Here is an 18,195-nt window from a genome sequence, read left to right as displayed (position 1 = left end):
GAATGACGGTTGAGTGAAGGCTTTCACGGCTGTCGTCCTTAGCAATTTCCCAAGAAAAAACGCCCACGGCGAAGGCAGGGGATCAATCCTCACTCATCCAACTGATCACAAATCCAGTGTGAAAATTCGATGGCGAATTTGGATTTGTGGGGGTCGGGGGAGGCTTGCCAGTGGCCGAGCTCATCGACCAAGGCGTCGAACAACATGGAGTATTCCTGCGCTTTTTTGCGCTCAAAAAGCCACTTGTTGTGCATTTTGTCGAGATCGTCTTGCAGCTCGTGCTCGTTTTTGCGCGGCGGAGCCACGGCTTGGCGGCGGCGCGCCGTTTGGCGGATCAGGCGGGTGCGCTCCGACAGGCGCACATCTTCGGTGTTGAACTTCGGCGAAATGCTTTTGAGATCGTCCAAATCCACACCGCCTTCGAACCCGTCAAACCCGGCATGACAAATCCGGTCACACAGTTCGTGACGGTTAATGCCGAGTATTCTTGCGGCTTTTGCGATGGATATGCGCTGTCCCATGAACTCACCCCGACATGTTCTCGATATTATTCAGGTAGGGTGTGATTTGAGGGTGTTCAAGAAGACTCTGATAAAAATTGCTGCGTGTGCGAAATTGCGTCTTTGAGGCCAACGCGTTGGATCTCCACATCCCCCGGAAACGCCGTGGCGATGCGCGACGGCAAAGCCCCGTCCAGCATGACAAAAACACCGCGATCGTCCTTTTTGCGCACCAAACGGCCATACGCTTGTTTGAGTTTCAAACGTGTCAGCATCTCATCGTATGCACGCCCGCCAAACGCTTCGCGCCGGGCTTTGGTGATGATGTCCGGACGCGGCCAGGGCACGCGGTCAAACACGATGAGCCTCAGCGAGCTGCCCGGCACATCCACCCCATCGCGCACAGCATCGGTGCCCAACAAACACGCATCCGTTTCGGCCTTGAAGATGTCCACCAGCGTGCCGACGTCGAGGGGATCGATGTGCTGGGCATACAGCGGAAAGCCTTCCTCATCCAACGCAGGTGCGATGCGTTCGTGCACCACGCGCAAACGGTTGATGGCGGTAAATAGCCCCAGCCCGCCCCCGCCGGAGGCCAGGAACAATTCCCGATACGCCGCCGAAACTTGATCGGCGTTGTTTTTGTTGATGTCAGTGACCACAAATATGCGGGTCTGGTTGGCATAATCGAAAGGCGATTTTTGTGCCACATAAATGGTCGGCGACGCCATATGCTTGGACCCCGTGCGGGCTTCGGCGTTGGGCCAATCGCCTTCGTCGCGCAACGTTGCCGAGGTGATCAGCACACCCTGCGCGCTCTCCGTCATGGCAGCGGCAAACGGCTTGGTGGGATCCACCCAATGACGGTTCAAGCCAATGTCCCAATCGCGCCCTTGAAAGCGTTCGACACTCATCCAATCGACGAAGTCTTCGGGTGTGCCGTCTTGTAAAGCCTGCAACATGGCGCGCCAGGATTTCACAGGGATCAAGGCGCGGCGTTCCAAGCTGCCGGCCAAAGCCTCAATGCGGGTGCGCTCGCTGGTTTCCAGGTCTGAAGCCTCGTCATCCAACTTTTTGAGCATGCGCTTGATCAACTCTTGCACCGGAGTTTCCAGCATCATCAGCGCACGGTCCAAATCGCGCGCCGCGTCCAACAATCCGTCCACCGGGCTTTCGGCGGAGCATTCTAGCGAGTACGCAACGTCTCCATTGTTGTTGCGGGCATAGACTTGTTGGCGCACGAACATCAAGAACGCTTCGGTTTCGCCGGAACTGGGGGTGCTGGGCCCTCCGGCCTCTCCGTCCGTCAAGCGCTGGCGCCATGTGGGCCCGGGCAGCACGTGGGCGGCTTGGCGCACCTCACCCACCAACATGGCGAGCTTGTCATCGGTCGCACTTAAATCTTCCAGCCGCGCTTTGAGACCACGCGAGCGAGAGCGCCGTCCTTCCTCCGCCCCCAAAATCCAGCGGCGCAGGTCGGCAGTTTCTTGACCGGATAAGTGAGACGCAAAGGCGCTGTCGGCGGCATCGAACACGTGGTGACCTTCGTCAAACACAAAGCGCGTCGGCGCGCCCCCCTCCGCACTGGCCCCGCCGCCCGCGTTGAGCGCGGTTTGCACCATCACCAAGGCATGGTTCGCGATCACCAGCTTGGCGCGTTTGGCGCGGCGTTTGGAATGTTCGATAAAGCACTTATTAAAATGTTCGCAAAGGGTATAGGTGCATTCGCCCTTGGTGTCGGTCAGCTCACCCGTTAACCCACGCCCCAACAGCGATCCGATCCAGGCGGGAAAGTCGCCGCCGATCATGTCGCCGTCGCGGGTCGCCCCCGCCCAACGCGCCACCAAGCCCAAAGCAATCGCCCCGTCTGGACGCAAGGCCAAGCGGTTGAGAGCTTCTTGAAAATTCAAAATACAGAAATAGTTTTCGCGCCCCTTCCTCACCACCACAAAGCGTTTTTTGTGGTCGGGGTCGGGGTAAAGCCTATCCATCTCCCCATCCAACTGGCGCTGGAGGTTGCGGGTGTAGGTCGACAGCCACACCGCGCCGTCATTTTTGTCCGCCCACACGCTGGCGGGGGCGACGTAGCCCAAAGTCTTGCCGACCCCGGTCCCGGCCTCGGCCAAGACAAACTGGGGCTGGCCCGGAAATTCGCAAGGATCGAACGCCGCCGTCACACCCGCCGTGAATTTCTGTTGCTCGGGCCGGTTTTCCGACCGTCGTCCAGCCAGCAAAGCGTCCAAGCGGTGACGCGCTTCCAGGGGTGAGACGGGCGCATCGCCTGGCGGGACCTCGCCGCCCCGCTCTTCCCATTTGGGCAGGCCTTCCCACACACGAAAGGATCGGGAGGCGATTTGGCTGTGCGGCGTGTCGCCTTCGCCCAAGGCGGCCAGCACGGGTTTTGCCCAGGACCAACCGCCAGTGTTCATGGCGTGCGCCAATTTGGCCGCTTGGCGGGCGTCTTTGGAATCCGCGCTCAGCCGCGCACGCATGCGTTCCAACAAAGTCTGCGCTGCGGTGACCAAAATCATCGCTTCGTCTTCGTGAGAGCGGGGTAAACTCAACCCAAGTTCCTGCGCCAACCCCCCCGGTGTGGGCAGACAAAAGCGCGCAGGCTCGACAAAGGCAAAAAGTTCCAACAGATCAAACCCGCGAAACGCCTCACACCTGAGCCGCGCCGCCGTCTGGCGCGCATGGCAAACCATGGGCGCGCCTTCGGTCTTAATCCACCGCGCAGCCTCCGCATGGCTAAGGCTCAAAACCTCGCCCGAACTTTCCACCACATACGCCGCACGCACCCCGACCACGACCGCAAACGTGTCGGGTAGCAAGATTTCGGGCGGGTTGGGTGGATTCGTCATGGGAGGAGTATAGCCGCACTGCAGCACGCACCATTGGAAAAAACCCCAATAATTATTGGGACAAAGCCCTCAATTTTTCTATAAACGTCCCCTCAACACTTTGGACTTGAGCAAAATAATGTGTGTAGAGCTTTTGGCAGGCGCGCAGTTCTGCAACAATTTCGGCAGGTTTAGAAAGCTCTATATCTTTGCGATACCCGTTTAAATCAAACGACAGGCTCTCCATATCGCTCAAACGATCCAAAAACGCATGAACATCAAACCACTTCGGGTCTCCCTTGGGGCGGCTGTTATACCCCCCCACAGTGTTATGATAGTGCTGAAAGAATAGAGTGGGCGCAGCGTGTTCACCATTATAGTAGAGTGACAAAACAGGACGCATACCTTGGAGCTCAATCCAGCGATCATCGCGCGACATTATCACCATCAAGTCGTCCCAACTCACTGATACGAACAGGTGATAGCGTGATGTCAGGCCATTTCCGTCCTGTTCGTGCAAGACGGCTCTACACCTCACGAATTCCCCCCTGCCTTTGTCCCGGACCTCTGCACTAACGGCCCACGGCCCAAAAATGTGCTGTTCAGCCACAGCACCAGGTGGTCTGCCCTCCTCTGCCCCGGCTGTTCCCATTAAGACGACCTGCAACGCCGCCCCAAACAACATGATTTTAAAGCTTCTCAATACACGACCATGATCACCATAGGTTGAAGATGGAATTCATTATTGATTAATTCATGTGGATTACAAGCCCACGCTTTGCCCTTGCGCCGTAACATCAACGTGCTAAGCCTTATGCATGTTAAGCGTTAAAAATCTCCAACGTCTGTCCATTGGCCCCATCGACTTAGACGTCGAGGCGGGCGCGCGGGTGGTTTTGCGCGGTCCTTCGGGGGCGGGCAAATCGTTGTTGCTGCGCGCCATTGCGGACTTGGACCCCAACGCGGGGGACGTTTCTCTAAATGGTGAGCCCCGCGACACCATGGATGCGCCCATTTGGCGTGCCCGTGTCATGTACGTTCCCGCAGCACCAGGCTGGTGGGCGGACACGGTGCGCCCGCATTTCGAAGGGCTCAGCCACAGCGCCGTCAAAGACATCCTGCACCGCGTCAGCCTGGAAAGCACCGCGTTGGATTGGCAGACCGTCAACCTTTCCACCGGAGAACGCCAACGCTTAGCCCTGGCCCGCGCCGTCGCCCGCGACCCGGAGGTTTTGCTGTTGGACGAGCCCACGTCCGGCCTGGATCCCGACAATGTGGACCGCGTGGAAAGACTGATTTCTGAACTGAGCGATGCTGGCAAAGCCATCGTCTTCGTCAGTCACGACCCGGCCCAGGCCCAGCGCCTTGCCACCCGACATGTGGAGCTCAAAGACGGTCAGCTCAGCGAGGTCACCCCATGAGTGCGGTGTACTTGGATCTCAGTTATTTCGACTTGGCCATTGCGTCGCTGTTGCTGTTGTTGGCGGGTGGGCTGTCGGTAGCGCTCAACCTCGGCTTGGAAAAAACCCTGGGCATTGCCGCCCTGCGCACCACGGTTCAGCTGGCGCTAATCGGGCTGGTGTTGAAGATGCTGTTCGAAATGGTCTCACCCTGGTGGACCGGTTTGGCGGCGTTGGTCATGTTGTTGTTGGCGGGACGAGAAGTCACCGCGCGCCAGACCTTAAAACTGCGCGACGGGTGGAGCTATTCCATCGCCACCTCGTCACTGATCGTGGCGGGCGGCATTGTCACGATATTGGCGCTGACCACCGCCGTACGCCCTGACCCTTGGTACGATCCCCGCTTCGCCCTGCCCTTGTTGGGCATGATGTTGGGCAACACGCTCACGGGTATTTCGGTGGGGATGGAGCGCCTCGCCGCCACACTCAAACGTGAAAAAGACGCCATCGAAGCCCGCCTTGCCCTGGGCCATACGCGGCGCGACGCCGTCAGACCATATGCGCGCGAAGCCATGCGCGCGGGCCTTATGCCCATCATCAATGCCATGTCAGCGGCGGGGATTATCTCACTTCCGGGTATGATGACGGGCCAAATTTTGGCCGGGGTCGATCCCACCGAAGCCGTCAAGTACCAGATTCTCATCATGTTTTTGCTGGCCGGCACCACGTCTATCGGCGCGCTGATGGCGGTGATGGGGACCAGTTGGCGGTTGGGGGATGAGCGGGACCGTTTACGACTCGACCGCCTACGCGAAACGTCCGGTTGACTTCGCTGGTCAGAAGTATACCTTTCTCCACCACAAACTTGTGGATTAACTGCCGATGCGCCTTTTTGTTGCCCTCGCCGTCCTTCTGGTTGCCTTTACGGCCCAACCAAACAGTACCCAGGCTCAACACCTGCCTGGGACCGAATGGTTAACGCCCGAGGAACGGTCCGCTTTCAATGACCGCTTTGCCGGGGCCACGGATTCGGCCACGCGTGCGCGCATCCGCCAAGAACAGATCAAGCTGATCCAACAGCGCCGCTTGGATGCGCGAAAACTCAAAAACCCGCAAAAACCAACCGCGAACCAGTAACCTCGACCACCTTTTTTTAAGGACCTCCCATGCAAGTCGAATTGCTTGAAACCTTCATCACCGGCCACCCCGTCATCGACGGGGAGCATGCCGAGATCGTCAACATGATCAACGCCGTGTCCCACAGCATCGAAAACGAAGAGCACGAAAAATGCGAAGAGCTTTTGGAAGCGTTTTTGGTTCTGTGCGACGAGCATTTTAAGTCCGAAGAAGCCCTGCTGGCCGATGCCGAGTATCCGGAACTCAAAGACCACATGACATTTCACCATGAGCTGATGCTCAAAGCCCAAGGTGTCAAAGCGCTGTGCGTCAACACGGAAAGCCCGGAAACACTAAAACGCTGCTTTGATGAAATGGCGACGTTGTTAATCGAAGACGTGGTGCGCGGCGATATGCAGTTTGTGTCGTTTTTGAAAGAGAAGAACATCATTTAGCCCGCTGATGTGTCGCCCTCAACAGCCTTTAACCCCACAAACACATCCGGCACAGCCCCGCCCTCTGCCATACCCAAAATGGCTTCCATAAGTTGGTCCGGGTTCTCATAGCCGCCCAGGTCCATCAGCATGCGCGCTTTGGCTTTCATTTCGTCTTTGGACAAGGCAGCTTCCGGGTCGCCTTTGCAGTGTTGGCGCTCGGCCTTGTACGTTGAGCCGTCTTTCAAAACAACCTCAACGGCACTTCCCCAATCCTGAGGATAGGCGCTGACAAACGGCTCACAGGCTTGCGGCGTGATTTTCGCGCGCAATGCAGCCAAGCGCTCTCGGCTGTCGGCTTCGAAACTGTCGAAGTCCACACGCCCATCCGCCAGCGCAGCTGCTACCGTTTGATAAAGTGAAAACTTGGCTTCATAGACGCTCACGGGGGTTGGGCGATTGCACACGTCCATGGCGGCTTCGTAGACCTGAACGTTGACGCGTTCGATCTCTTCCACATTCTTAATGTGTGCAGACAGTTCCAACGCCGTATCAATGGCGGGGTGCGTGTGACGGCATGACGGCCAGGGCTTGATGGAGCTTTCATGCAATTGCCAACGGTGGTCTGGATTGCGCAGAACGGCGTCCGGGTCCGGGTCCGGGCATGCCCCGGCAAACAAGCCTTGCGCACCTTCCAATATTTCCGGGGGACCGGTGAACCCCAGCTTTGCCAACTCGGCAGCGACCACACCGGCCTCTGCCCCGCGCCCGGCGTGCAAGTGTTTGCTCATGGCTCCGGTTGCCATGAACTGCCACAACCCCGCCGACTGGGTGCCCGCATTGCCCAGTGCGTGAACGGCCTGTTCATCGCTCAAACCCAACAGGTGCGCCCCCGCCATGGCCGAGCCAAACGGCCCGCACGTCGCGGTGGAATGCCAAACCTTATAATGCGCTTTGCCCACGGCCATGCCGACCCGACACGTGGCTTCGAACCCGTGAAGCACGGCCGTCAGAAAATCCTGAGCGTTCCCCTTTGAAAGCGCAAACGCTGCCGGAACCACAACGCACCCTGGGTGCACCACAGACGCGCGGTGCAAATCGTCCACCTCCAAAATGTGCGTGAGACCACCCAGCAACAAAGCCCGCCGCCCAGCGTCTGCGCCGCTCTCCCCCGCCCAGTCCAACAGCTTGTGCCCCGGCTCGGTTGAACACCCACCGACGGCATTGGCGACGGCGTCAAGCGTGAACAAAGCCGCCGCGTCCAAATCATCTTGCGTGACGGGCTTGGAGCGAATGAGGTGGATGAGGGATTGGGTGAGAGACATTTTCGGGTCCATTACAGTTGTCGCTTGGTTTAGAATTAAACCTATCTTAAGTGTTTATTGAAGGATCTTCTGGCAAGTTATCCACAAGTCAAGTATAATGTTCTTGTTTTGTTCTGGAGCGAGGTATGGCGCAAAAATCCGAGATTGAGTGGACCGATGCCACGTGGAACCCGGTTACGGGTTGCACGAAGATTAGCGCGGGTTGCGACAACTGCTATGCTGAACGCTTCGCCGAACGTTTTCGCGGCGTGCCGGGACATCCCTTTGAAACCGGCTTTGACCTGACACTTCGTCCTGCGCGCCTGCAACAGCCGCTCAGCTGGAAAAAGCCGCGCATGATTTTCGTGAATTCCATGAGCGACCTGTTCCACAAAGAAGTCCCCTACAGTTACGTCGATCAAGTTTTCGACACCATGGAAGCGGCCACACAACATACCTTCCAGGTGCTAACCAAACGCTCATCTCGCATGCGTAGCTATATCAACAAGCGTTTTAAGAACGATCCTGTACCTGCCCACATCTGGCTTGGCGTTTCTGTCGAAGATGGTAGCAAACAGTCCCGCATCAATCACTTGAGGGACACCAACTCTACGGTGCGGTTCTTATCTCTGGAGCCTCTCATCGGCCCGATGGGGAAAATGGATTTATCCGCCATGCACTGGGTCATCGTCGGCGGCGAAAGCGGCCCCAAACACCGCCCCATCGAAGAAGCCTGGGTCACGGATATCCGTGACCAATGCAACAAAGCCAAAGTGGCGTTCTTCTTTAAACAGTGGGGAGGATTCCGCCCGAAGGAGCATGGGCGTGAACTTCAGGGACGGATTTGGGGCGAATACCCCCCACAAAACTTACCTTTAATAGCTGCGGAATAACTTGATCTAATGGCTGCCCCAAAGACACCCATATGGGATTTGGATCCCCATACTCGCGCAAAACATGAAATTCTTGGTATGTACCTATATTCATGGGTGCCAATCCTGAGCCAGGGTGGCTTCCCTGTTTTTTTGTACATTGATGGATTTTCAGGCCCAGGGCGATATTCAAAAGGTGAAGACGGTTCCCCAATTATTGCTATCAAGGCTGCGTTAGCGCATCTACGTAGAATCAAGTCGACGATCCTTTATTACTTTGTTGAATATGACAAGGAGCGCTCCAATAACCTGCAGTCAATCATCAAAGAAATGCTGCTTCCAGAAAACTTTCGCATAAAAATTGTGAATGATGAATTTGAGGTCGCATTTGATGAGCTCATGGACTTTTATCGTGACAAGTCCAAACCTCTGCATCCTACTTTTGCATTTATTGATCCGTTCGGCTGGAAAGGTGTCCCTTTCTCAATCGTTCGCGAAATTCTATCTCATCGAAGTTGCGAAGTGTTCGTCAACTTCATGTACGAAGAAATAAATCGATTTCTTAGCCATCCAGACCAGATCGAAAACTTTGATCGGTTTTTTGGAACTTCTGATTGGAAGAATTGTTCTGATCTAAAAAAGCCAATAGAACGGAATCGCTGCCTTCATGATCTTTATTACCGTCAATTGCGAGCGAGCGCCAAAGCAAAATATGTCCGCTCATTCGAAATGAAAAATGCAGCAAACAATACCGATTACTTCCTTTTTTATGCAACGAATAGCAAAAAAGGAATTATGAAAATGAAGGAAGCGATGTGGAGAACTGATTCATCCGGTGAATTTACTTTTTCAGACGCAACAGATCCTAATCAAATGATCATGTTTGCAAATGAGCCAAACTTCGCAGAGCTATCTAGACAAATCCAAAAAGTTTTCAATGGGCAAACCGTTACCGTTGAAGAAATTGAAGAATACATCCTGACTGAAACAGCGTTTAGAGAATCTCATTATAAAAGGCAAGTTCTAAGACCACTCGAGCTTTCAAACCCGCCTAAAATACAAGTGTTAAGCGCTCCAGAAAAGAGACGACCCGGCACATACAGCGACCCGAATCTGAAAATTCAATTCCTTTAAGGCGTATACCCCAAATTCGGTGCCAACCACCTTTCCGCTTCTTCGACGGTGATGCCTTTGCGTTCGGCGTAATCCACGACTTGGTCTTTGCCGAGCTTGCCGATGCCGAAGTATTTGGCTTCGGGGTGGGACAGGTAGAAACCGGACACCGAGCTGGTGGGCATCATGGCGAAGCTGTCGGTGAGTGCGATGCCTGTGGCTTCGGTCGCGTCCAACAATTTAAACAGCGTGGTTTTTTCCGTGTGGTCGGGGCATGCCGGATAACCCGGAGCCGGGCGGATGCCGTCGTAGTTTTCTTTGATCAAGTCTTCGTTAGCCAAGTCCTCTTCGGCGGCGTAACCCCAGAATTCTTGGCGCACGCGTTCGTGCATGCGTTCGGCCAACGCTTCGGCTAAACGATCCGCCAAGGCTTTCAACAAAATGTCGTTGTAATCATCATTGGCCGCTTGGAACTCGGCAGATTTTTCATCCAGGCCGATGCCAGCCGTCACGGCGAACCCACCGATGTGATCGTTCACGCCGGAGCCTTTGGGGGCCACGAAGTCGGCCAGACAATCGTTGGTACGGCCTTCGCGTTTGACCATTTGTTGGCGCAGGAAGTGAACCCGCGTGAGGGTTTCGGAACGTGTCTCGTCGGTGAACAACTCCACGTCGTCGTGATCGACGGAGGCCGCCGGCCAGAAGCCGATGACGGCGCGGGCTTCGAGCCATTTTTCATCAATGATCTTTTTCAACATGGCTTGTGCGTCAGCCCAAAGAGAGCGGGCATTGTCCGCCTCAGGCGTGTCACCTTTGATAATGGACGGGTACGTGCCTTTGAGCTCCCATGTGCGGAAGAACGGTGTCCAATCCATGCGCGCAACCAATTCGGTGAGCGGATAATTGTCAAACACTTTGGTGCCCGTGAAGCTGGGGGCAACCGCGTCATTGGGGTTCCAATTGATCTTCAAGCGGCGTTCGCGCGCATCCAAAAGCGAGAGCTGTTCGCGGGCGCGTTGGCTGGCTTCGTGCTTTTCTTTGACTTGGGCGTATTCTTCTTTGATGCCTGCTACATAGTCATCGCGTTGCGTTTCGGACAGCAGCTGCGAGGCCACACCCACGGCGCGCGACGCATCGTTCACGTGGATCACCACGCCGGAATATTCCGGGTCGATCTTCACCGCCGTGTGGACCTTCGACGTGGTTGCACCACCGATCAACAACGGCTGTGTCATACCGCGCCGTTCCATTTCTTTGGCGACGATGACCATTTCTTCCAAGCTCGGCGTGATCAAACCGCTGAGCCCAATGATGTCGACGTTTTCGGCTTCGGCACGGTCCAAGATGTCCGCGTAGGGCTGCATCACACCTTGGTCGATGACGTCGAAGTTGTTGCACTGGAGCACCACGCCGACGATATTTTTGCCGATATCGTGCACGTCGCCCTTCACCGTCGCCATCAAGATTTTGCCCTTGCTCGATCCGGCGGCTTTGCCTTGTTCGATGTAGGGCAGCAAGTGCGCGACACCTTGTTTCATCACGCGAGCCGACTTCACCACTTGGGGCAAGAACATTTGTCCGGTGCCAAACAAGTCGCCGACCACGTTCATGCCGTCCATCAGCGGCCCTTCGATGACGTCGATGGGTTGGGTGGCCGCGAGCCGGGCTTGTTCCACGTCGTCTTCGATGAATTCGGTAATGCCTTTGACCAGGGCATATTCCAAACGCTTGTTGACGTCGTTTTCACGCCACGTCAAATCGGGCCCGGTGTCTTTGGTGCCCAAACCGCGCGCTTCTTCGGCAACCTCCAACAGGCGTTCCGTCGCATCTTCACGGCGGTTCAACACCACGTCTTCGATGCGTTCACGCAAATCGTCGGGAATGTCGGAATAAACCGTTAACTGTCCCGCATTTACAATACCCATGGTCATGCCGTTGTTGATGGCGTGGTACAAAAACACCGAGTGCATGGCTTCACGCACCGGATTATTGCCACGGAACGAGAACGACATGTTCGACACACCGCCGGAAAGCATCGCGCCCGGCAAATTGTCTTTGATCCATTTGCACGCGTTGATGTAGTCCACCGAATAGTTGCGGTGTTCATCCAGGCCCGTGGCGATGGGGAAGATGTTGGGATCGAAAATAATGTCTTGCGGCGGGAAGCCAATTTCAACCAGCGCGTCGTAAGATTTTTTGCAAATCTCAACCATGCGCTCATAACTGTCGGCCTGCCCGTCTTCGTCAAACGCCATGACAATGACTGCCGCGCCATAATTCATGATGGTTTTGGCCTGGGCCTGGAAGTTTTCTTTACCTTCCTTGAGCGAGATGGAGTTCACCACGCCTTTGCCCTGCACGCACTTCAAGCCTTTTTCGATCACATCCCATTTGGAACTGTCGATCATCACTGGGACACGCGCAATGTCGGGTTCGCCCGCGATCAGGTTCAAGAACGTGGTCATTTCTTTTTCAGCGTCCAACATGGCGTCGTCCACATTGACGTCCACGATTTGCGCACCATTTTCGACTTGGGTGCGGCCAATGTCGGTCGCCGTTTGATAGTCGCCTTCGGCAATCAACTTTTTAAACTTGGCCGAGCCCGCAACGTTGCAGCGCTCACCAACGTTCACAAAACCCGTCACGTCATCAATGATCAGCGGCTCAAGGCCGGACAAGCGGCAAACCATTTCTGGGTCTGGCAACGTGCGGGGCGCAACAGGAGCAACCGCATCGGCGATGGCTTTGATATGATCCGGCGAGGTGCCACAGCACCCACCGACAATATTGACTAGGCCTTCTTCGGCGAAGCTTTTGAGCACCTCGCCCATATATTCAGGCGTGTCGTCATAGGCCCCAAATTCGTTGGGTAGTCCGGCGTTGGGATACACCGACACGTGGGTGTCGGCAATGGCGCCCACGGCTTGAACGTGCGGGCGCAAGTCTTCCGCACCCAGCGCACAGTTGAACCCGATGGACACAGGGTTCGCGTGGGCCAGCGAGTTCCAAAACGCTTCCGCCGTTTGACCCGACAGCGTCCGACCAGACGCATCGGTAATGGTGCCGGAAATCATGATGGGCAGCTCAAAGCCTTCTTCTTCGAATACGGATTTCACCGCAAAGATCGCAGCCTTGGCGTTCAAGGTATCGAACACGGTTTCGATCAAAATCAAATCCGCACCGCCTTCAATGAGGCCGCGTGTAGCTTGGGCGTAAGCGTCTTTCAATTCATCAAACGTTACGTTGCGTTTGCCCGGGTCGTTCACGTCCGGTGAAATTGACGCAGTGCGGTTGGTCGGGCCAAGCCCGCCTGCGACAAAACGCGGGTGGTCCGGGGTCGAATATTTATCCGCTGCGGCACGCGCCAGCTTCGCCCCTTCGACGTTGAGCTCATACACAATGTCTTCCAAGCCATAATCGGCCTGGGAAATGGTCGTGGCGGAGAACGTATTGCTCTCAATAATGTCCGCGCCCGCTTCCAGGTAGGCTTCGTGAATGCCCTGGATGGCTTCGGGCTGGGTGAAGATCAACAGGTCGTTGTTGCCCTTGAGCTCGGAGTTGTGGTCCTTAAAGCGCTCCCCACGAAAATGTTCTTCTTCGAACTTGTGGCGTTGAATCATGGTGCCCATGGCGCCGTCCAAAATCAGGATGCGGTTTTTGAGCTGGGCTTCCAGTTGAGCTTTGGCATTGGGGTTGTGTGGTTTCAAGGGCATGTCAGTGTCTCTTTATATATACAGAAGCGTCTCAAGGCTTACTTCGGGCGAACGCCCAGAATGTGGCAAATGGCGTAAGTCAGATCGGCACGATTGAGCGTATAGAAGTGAAAATCTTTGATGCCGTTGGCATAGAGCACACGGCATTGCTCGGCGGCCACAGTTGCGGCGACCAGCTTGCGGGTTTCGGCGTCTTCGTCCAGGCCGTCGAACAAATCACCCATCCAACCGGGTACGGACGTCCCAGTTTGTTCGGAAAATTCTTTAACGCGGGCAAAGTTCGTCACCGGCAAGATCCCTGGCACGATGGGCACTTCGATGCCCGCTTGGCGCGCCTTTTCGACAAAGTCCAAAAACACTTCGGTGTCGAAAAACGACTGTGTGATGGCACGAGTGGCGCCTGCGTCGACTTTGCGTTTGAGATTGTCCAAGTCCGCCTGCGCGCTTTTCGCCTGCGGGTGGACTTCCGGATAGGCTGCAACGGAAATTTCGAAGTCGGCAATGTCTTTCAGGCCCTTCACCAAGTCTTCGGCGTAGGCGTAGCCACCGGGGTGGGGCACATAATCGGTATCGATGCCTTCGACCGGGTCGCCGCGCAACGCCACAATGTGCTTGATGCCGTCGTCCCAGTACTGCTGAGCGATCTCGTCAATTTCTTCGCGGGTGGCGCCGACGCAGGTCAAATGAGCGGCGGGCTCCAAATCCGTTTCGCGGCGAATGCGGGTCACGGTGGCGTGGGTGCGCTCGCGCGTCGAACCGCCTGCGCCATAGGTGACCGACACGTATTGGGGCCCCAAAGGCGCTAAACGCTCAATACAATCCCAAAGCTTCGCTTCCATCTTTTCCGATTTGGGCGGAAAAAATTCGAACGACACGTTGGCGTCTTTCGGCAATGGTGAGGACACGGCCATACCATTCAAATCATGGCGGGTGATGGCGGTCATAAGAGAGCTCCTTGATCTTGTGCATTTAAGCCGGCAACGCCGCTCTTGCGGGCCAGCCAAATGGTGACGCCCAGTTTTCCAGGCAGATGTTTGATGGTTTCCAGGCTCAACCCTTGGGTCAAAAGCCAGTCTTGAATTTCTTCATCCTCAAAGCCCAAACGACGGTGCGCGTGCTGTTCGCGCAGTTCTTCCACATCGTGGGGGGCTAAGTCTACGATTAATAAGCGCCCACCGGGCTGAAGGGCACGCACGGATTCGGCAATGGCGGCCCAGGGTCGATCTAAGAAGTGCAGCACTTGGTGAATCACCACTGCATCGAATGTTCCGAATGCGACGGGCAGTGCCATAATATCGGCTTGGCGCAGTTGGCAGTTTTCCAAACCCCAGCGTTTGACGTTCGCCCGCGCGACCGCCAGCATTTCATGCGAGTTATCAAGGCCTAAGGCCTCCCCTACATCCGGGCCCAACACCTGAAGCATGCGGCCCGTGCCGGTGCCCAAATCCAACAGTTTTTGCTGTGACGTCAGGGGCAACATCTCCCGCACCGCAGTGGCCACGGCTTCTTCATCCACATCCAGTTGGCGCAGACGATCCCATTCGGGGGCAAACTTGGCAAAATAGTCTTCGGCTGCGCGACTGCGCTGATCTTCGATTTCGCGCAAACGCACCTTATCTTGCATACGCAGCGGGTCTTCTTGCGGCACCAAGTCCACCAAGGCTGCCGCACGTGTGCCGCCCGCACCGGGTTGGATTCGGTGAAAAACCCAGCTTCCTTCACGAAAACGCTGCAAAAGACCGGCCTCTACTAAAATTTTTAAATGACGCGACACGCGCGGCTGACTTTGGCCGAGAATCGAAACCAATTCACTGACCGTCAGCTCCCCAGCCGCCAGCAATCCCAGGATTCGGAGCCTTGTGGGGTCTGCTGCAGCCCGTAATGCGTCCAGAACGTGTTCCATGTGAGGCCTTTTAGAACAACCAATAATCATTCAATATTTAGATATAACAATGTCTTTATATCCATTGATAATCAAGGTGTCTAGAACATTTTAATCTCACACTTGCCCGCTTACCTGAATGTAGTGTGATATTTTGAACACACCCGTCACTTTGCATGCATATCGTACAAATTGCACACTGGTGTTCGGCTGCTGCGTGTGCTAATTCGATAGGGTGTGGTTAACGCACGCTTAGACCGGAACAATGCAACCGGGGGAACGGGCCTTTCCTTCTTGATAGGGTCTTGTTTTTAAAATGTATTTGGTGGGGGCACACTTAATGTGCGCTCGTACGTTTAATTTAAACGGCGGCCCGCAATCCATTGCGAGCCGTATTTATTGTGACGGAGCCTTGAATGTACGCAACACACCGTACGGGATTGGATGATTTTTTCAGCGGTTTTATGAGCGTTTTGCGCCATAAAGTGCTGCGCTTGGGCGCTGTGTTGCTTTTGGGCTTCATGGTCAGCGCTTGTGCCACCGCGCCTGATCCCAAAGATTCTGAGGCTGTCACTGAATACAACGAGATCAACGATCCGTTGGAACCGTTCAACCGGGCCATGTTCGAGTTTAACCGTGGCCTGGATACCTTGGTTCTGCGTCCAGTCGCGGCCATGTACCGCGGCTTTGTGCCGCCGCCTTTGCGCGACTTGGTCAGCAACTTCCTGTCCAACTTGAAAACCCCGGTAATCTTGCTCAACGATGTTTTGCAAGGTGAGACGGAACGCGCCTGGAACACCTTCTCGCGCTTTGCCATCAACACCACCGTTGGCATATTGGGCTTTGGCGATCCGGCGACCGAGATGGGCTATCCGGCTCACAAAGAAGATTTTGGCCAAACCCTGGCGACCTGGGGTGTGGACGGCGGACCGTATCTGGTTCTGCCGATTTTGGGCCCGTCGAACCCGCGTGATGCGGTCGGCAAAGTGGTGGACGTGATCACCGATCCGATTTGGCACTACGCTCAAAACACCGACAAAGAATACATCCCCAACGAACGTTTTGTGGCCGACGCCGTCGACTTCCGTCAACGCAACATGGAAGACATTGACGACTTGGAAAAAACCTCGCTGGATTATTACGCAGCTGTGCGCAGCCTGTACCGCCAAGTGCGTGACGATGAAATCAACAACGGCAAATCCGGCACCCGCGGCCTGCCGTCCATGACCAAAAAGAACAGCAACGAGCTGGACGACATGATGAGCATGGAAGACCCGGACGAAGAAGATCCGATCTTAGCCACCAAGAACTGATCATTGTTTTACAAGACACAAAAAACCGCCCCCAGGAAAATTCTGGGGGCGGTTTTGTATGTCTGGCGTTCTCTTACTTCTTCACGCCTTCAACAGACAGAATGATTTCCGCTTGGGTCGACGCGGGGCCTAAGTTAAACGTCATGCCGTAATCCGCCATGGTGATGGTGGTGGAGCCTTGAAAGCCCGCGCGGTAACCACCCCAAGGGTCTTTACCTTCGCCAAGCTTGTTGACATCAATGGCGATCGGCTTGGTCACGCCATGTAAGGTAAAGTCCCCCATCAGCTGTGCCGTGCCGTCGGCATTCATCTTCACGCCGGTGCTGACGAACTTGGCTTGGGGAAATTCGGAGACGTTCAAAAAGTCCCCACTGCGCAAGTGCTTGTCGCGCTCGGCGTGATTGGAATCGACGCTTGTGGTGTCAATGGTGACGGAGATCGCAGAGGCCTCCGGCTTGTCCGCATCGTAGCTGAATTCACCTGAGAAGGTGTTGAATCGTCCATACAACCAGCTGTAGCCCAGGTGCTTCACACGAAACTGAACAAAGGCGTGCGCGCCTTTGGTGTCAATCACGTAATCGGCAGCCTGAACGCCTTTGACAGGGGCAATGGCGGCAAGCCCGAGGGCTGCAGCAGCGACCAAAGAGTAGTATTTCATGGAGGAGATCCTTTACATTTGATGATGTTAAACTGAGGAGGAGGATTTGGTAGAACGCCCAAGCATGCGCAAGAGCGTCGCGTCTTTGTCCAAGACATGATGTTTGAGCGCCGCACCGCCGTGCAAAACAGCGACGCCAACGAGGCCCGAGGCCAACCACAAGTGAACGACGCCGGCAATGTCTTCTTGGTTCTTAAGCCTGCTCAAAGTCGCGGGGACTTCAAACAGACCAAAAACGTCAATGGCGCGCCCATCGGCTGTGGAAATCAAATAACCGCTGAGCATCACCACGCACAAGCCTGCATATAAAGCCACATGCGCCGCGTGGGCGCCTTTGCGCTCCAGCGCGGAATGACTTCGCAACGGCGCCGGTGTGTGGTCGAACGCCCGCCAAGCCAACCGCACCAGCAACGTGGCGAACAACAAAACACCCATGGCTTTGTGGATGGACGGCCCCTGTTTGTACCAAGGGTCGTAATAGCTGAGCGACGTCATCCACAGACCTAAGCCAAACAAACCGAACACAGCCAAAGCCATGGTCCAATGCAAGACGACGGACACCCCACCCCAGCGCCGGTCGGAATTGCGCCAACGCGAGGTTATGGGTATGGATGAAGTTTTGAGACTGTCGGGGGAGGTCATCTTCTTGTGCTCTATATCGCTCTGTTGTGGGGCATTAATAGAAGCACTGTAATTGGTCCGGCCTCAGGCGGGTAGATGGCGAAAACGGGACTTACCGTTTCGATTTACGAAACAGTGAGCTCAAGGTACACCTTTTGAAGAGAGAGCCTTTCCCACGCGTCCGTTGCTTGCTATAAGCGAGGTCACAACCTATTGGGGGCCTGTAGCTCAATTGGTTAGAGCCGACCGCTCATAACGGTCTGGTTGCAGGTTCGAGTCCTGCCGGGCCCACCATTCCCCCTTTTGTAGGTGAACGCAAAAAGTGAGGCACGCGTTCAAAACGGGCTGGTTAGCGAAAACATGACTTCCGCCTTTATCCTCAATTCTGTCGTATTTGATCAAGGGCCAACCAGCCTGTTTTTAGCCAAT

Annotated in this window: 16 protein-coding genes and 1 tRNA gene; 8 read left to right on the top strand and 9 right to left on the bottom strand. The window is 55.4% G+C overall.

Features of this window, described 5'->3' with window-relative positions; translation table 11 throughout:
* Window positions 1–89: 89 nt before the first annotated feature.
* The 3 genes from V5T82_RS17315 to V5T82_RS17305 are packed head-to-tail and all read right to left on the bottom strand — an operon-like array spanning window position 90 to window position 3,860.
* Complete coding sequence (locus V5T82_RS17315; protein ID WP_332896930.1) at window positions 90–521, bottom strand: hypothetical protein; 432 nt, start codon at window positions 519–521, stop codon at window positions 90–92.
* 56 nt (window positions 522–577) lie between these two features.
* Entirely contained in the window at window positions 578–3,361 is a 2,784-nt protein-coding gene (locus tag V5T82_RS17310) for an ATP-dependent DNA helicase (RefSeq protein ID WP_332896929.1), read from the bottom strand.
* Window positions 3,362–3,413: 52 nt separating this feature from the next.
* Window positions 3,414–3,860 carry a hypothetical protein gene (locus tag V5T82_RS17305; RefSeq protein ID WP_332896928.1) on the bottom strand — a complete coding sequence of 149 codons (447 nt, stop codon included), beginning with the start codon at window positions 3,858–3,860 and terminating at the stop codon, window positions 3,414–3,416.
* Window positions 3,861–4,158: 298 nt separating this feature from the next.
* On the opposite strand from V5T82_RS17305, the gene V5T82_RS17300 reads away from it, so the two are divergent.
* From V5T82_RS17300 to V5T82_RS17285, 4 genes are read left to right on the top strand one after another with little or no spacing between them, the layout of a single operon-like run.
* Window positions 4,159–4,761, top strand: a complete 603-nt coding sequence (locus V5T82_RS17300) for an ABC transporter ATP-binding protein (protein ID WP_332896927.1) — start codon at window positions 4,159–4,161, stop codon at window positions 4,759–4,761.
* Window positions 4,758–5,567, top strand: a complete 810-nt coding sequence (locus V5T82_RS17295) for an ABC transporter permease (RefSeq protein WP_332896926.1) — start codon at window positions 4,758–4,760, stop codon at window positions 5,565–5,567. Before V5T82_RS17300 ends, V5T82_RS17295 begins: the two co-directional genes overlap by 4 nt.
* Window positions 5,568–5,622: 55 nt before the next feature.
* Complete coding sequence (locus tag V5T82_RS17290) at window positions 5,623–5,877, top strand: hypothetical protein (protein WP_332896925.1); 255 nt, start codon at window positions 5,623–5,625, stop codon at window positions 5,875–5,877.
* A gap of 29 nt (window positions 5,878–5,906) precedes the next feature.
* Window positions 5,907–6,311 carry a bacteriohemerythrin gene (locus tag V5T82_RS17285; RefSeq protein ID WP_332896924.1) on the top strand — a complete coding sequence of 135 codons (405 nt, stop codon included), beginning with the start codon at window positions 5,907–5,909 and terminating at the stop codon, window positions 6,309–6,311.
* Here V5T82_RS17285 and V5T82_RS17280 read toward each other — a convergent pair.
* Complete coding sequence (locus V5T82_RS17280) at window positions 6,308–7,615, bottom strand: MmgE/PrpD family protein (protein WP_332896923.1); 1,308 nt, start codon at window positions 7,613–7,615, stop codon at window positions 6,308–6,310. The two genes, V5T82_RS17285 and V5T82_RS17280, sit on opposite strands and share 4 nt — an antisense overlap.
* Before the next feature lie 125 nt (window positions 7,616–7,740).
* Between V5T82_RS17280 and V5T82_RS17275 the strand changes: the two genes are divergently transcribed.
* A complete protein-coding gene (locus V5T82_RS17275; RefSeq protein WP_332896922.1) occupies window positions 7,741–8,487 on the top strand; it encodes a DUF5131 family protein in 747 nt (248 codons plus the stop codon).
* 9 nt (window positions 8,488–8,496) lie between these two features.
* A complete protein-coding gene (locus tag V5T82_RS17270; protein ID WP_332896921.1) occupies window positions 8,497–9,600 on the top strand; it encodes a three-Cys-motif partner protein TcmP in 1,104 nt (367 codons plus the stop codon).
* On the opposite strand, the gene metH is transcribed toward V5T82_RS17270, so the two are convergent.
* The 3 genes from metH to V5T82_RS17255 are packed head-to-tail and all read right to left on the bottom strand — an operon-like array spanning window position 9,597 to window position 15,195.
* Entirely contained in the window at window positions 9,597–13,292 is a 3,696-nt protein-coding gene (gene metH / locus V5T82_RS17265; protein ID WP_332896920.1) for a methionine synthase, read from the bottom strand. The two genes, V5T82_RS17270 and metH, sit on opposite strands and share 4 nt — an antisense overlap.
* 38 nt (window positions 13,293–13,330) lie before the next feature.
* The gene (metF, locus tag V5T82_RS17260; protein WP_442917941.1) at window positions 13,331–14,236 is read right to left on the bottom strand and encodes a methylenetetrahydrofolate reductase; all 906 of its coding nucleotides are present in this window, start codon (window positions 14,234–14,236) and stop codon (window positions 13,331–13,333) included.
* On the bottom strand, window positions 14,233–15,195 hold the full coding sequence (locus tag V5T82_RS17255; RefSeq protein WP_332896919.1) for an ArsR/SmtB family transcription factor: 963 nt from the start codon (window positions 15,193–15,195) through the stop codon (window positions 14,233–14,235). The genes metF and V5T82_RS17255 overlap by 4 nt, the downstream gene beginning before the upstream one ends.
* A gap of 395 nt (window positions 15,196–15,590) precedes the next feature.
* Here V5T82_RS17255 and V5T82_RS17250 point away from each other — a divergent pair, with 395 nt between their 5' ends.
* Complete coding sequence (locus V5T82_RS17250) at window positions 15,591–16,487, top strand: MlaA family lipoprotein (protein ID WP_332896918.1); 897 nt, start codon at window positions 15,591–15,593, stop codon at window positions 16,485–16,487.
* A gap of 73 nt (window positions 16,488–16,560) precedes the next feature.
* Here V5T82_RS17250 and V5T82_RS17245 read toward each other — a convergent pair whose 3' ends face one another.
* Together V5T82_RS17245 and V5T82_RS17240 are read right to left on the bottom strand one after the other, a co-directional pair.
* A complete protein-coding gene (locus V5T82_RS17245) occupies window positions 16,561–17,145 on the bottom strand; it encodes a YceI family protein (RefSeq protein ID WP_332896917.1) in 585 nt (194 codons plus the stop codon).
* Between the two features lie 27 nt (window positions 17,146–17,172).
* The gene (locus V5T82_RS17240; RefSeq protein ID WP_332896916.1) at window positions 17,173–17,787 is read right to left on the bottom strand and encodes a cytochrome b; all 615 of its coding nucleotides are present in this window, start codon (window positions 17,785–17,787) and stop codon (window positions 17,173–17,175) included.
* Between the two features lie 196 nt (window positions 17,788–17,983).
* Here V5T82_RS17240 and V5T82_RS17235 point away from each other — a divergent pair.
* Window positions 17,984–18,060, top strand: a tRNA-Ile gene (locus tag V5T82_RS17235).
* The last annotated feature ends 135 nt before the right edge of the window (window positions 18,061–18,195 follow it).

The sequence above is a fragment of the Magnetovibrio sp. PR-2 genome, from assembly GCF_036689815.1.
Taxonomy (GTDB): Bacteria; Pseudomonadota; Alphaproteobacteria; order Rhodospirillales; family Magnetovibrionaceae; genus Magnetovibrio.
This window is presented reverse-complemented; position numbering and strand designations above follow the sequence as displayed.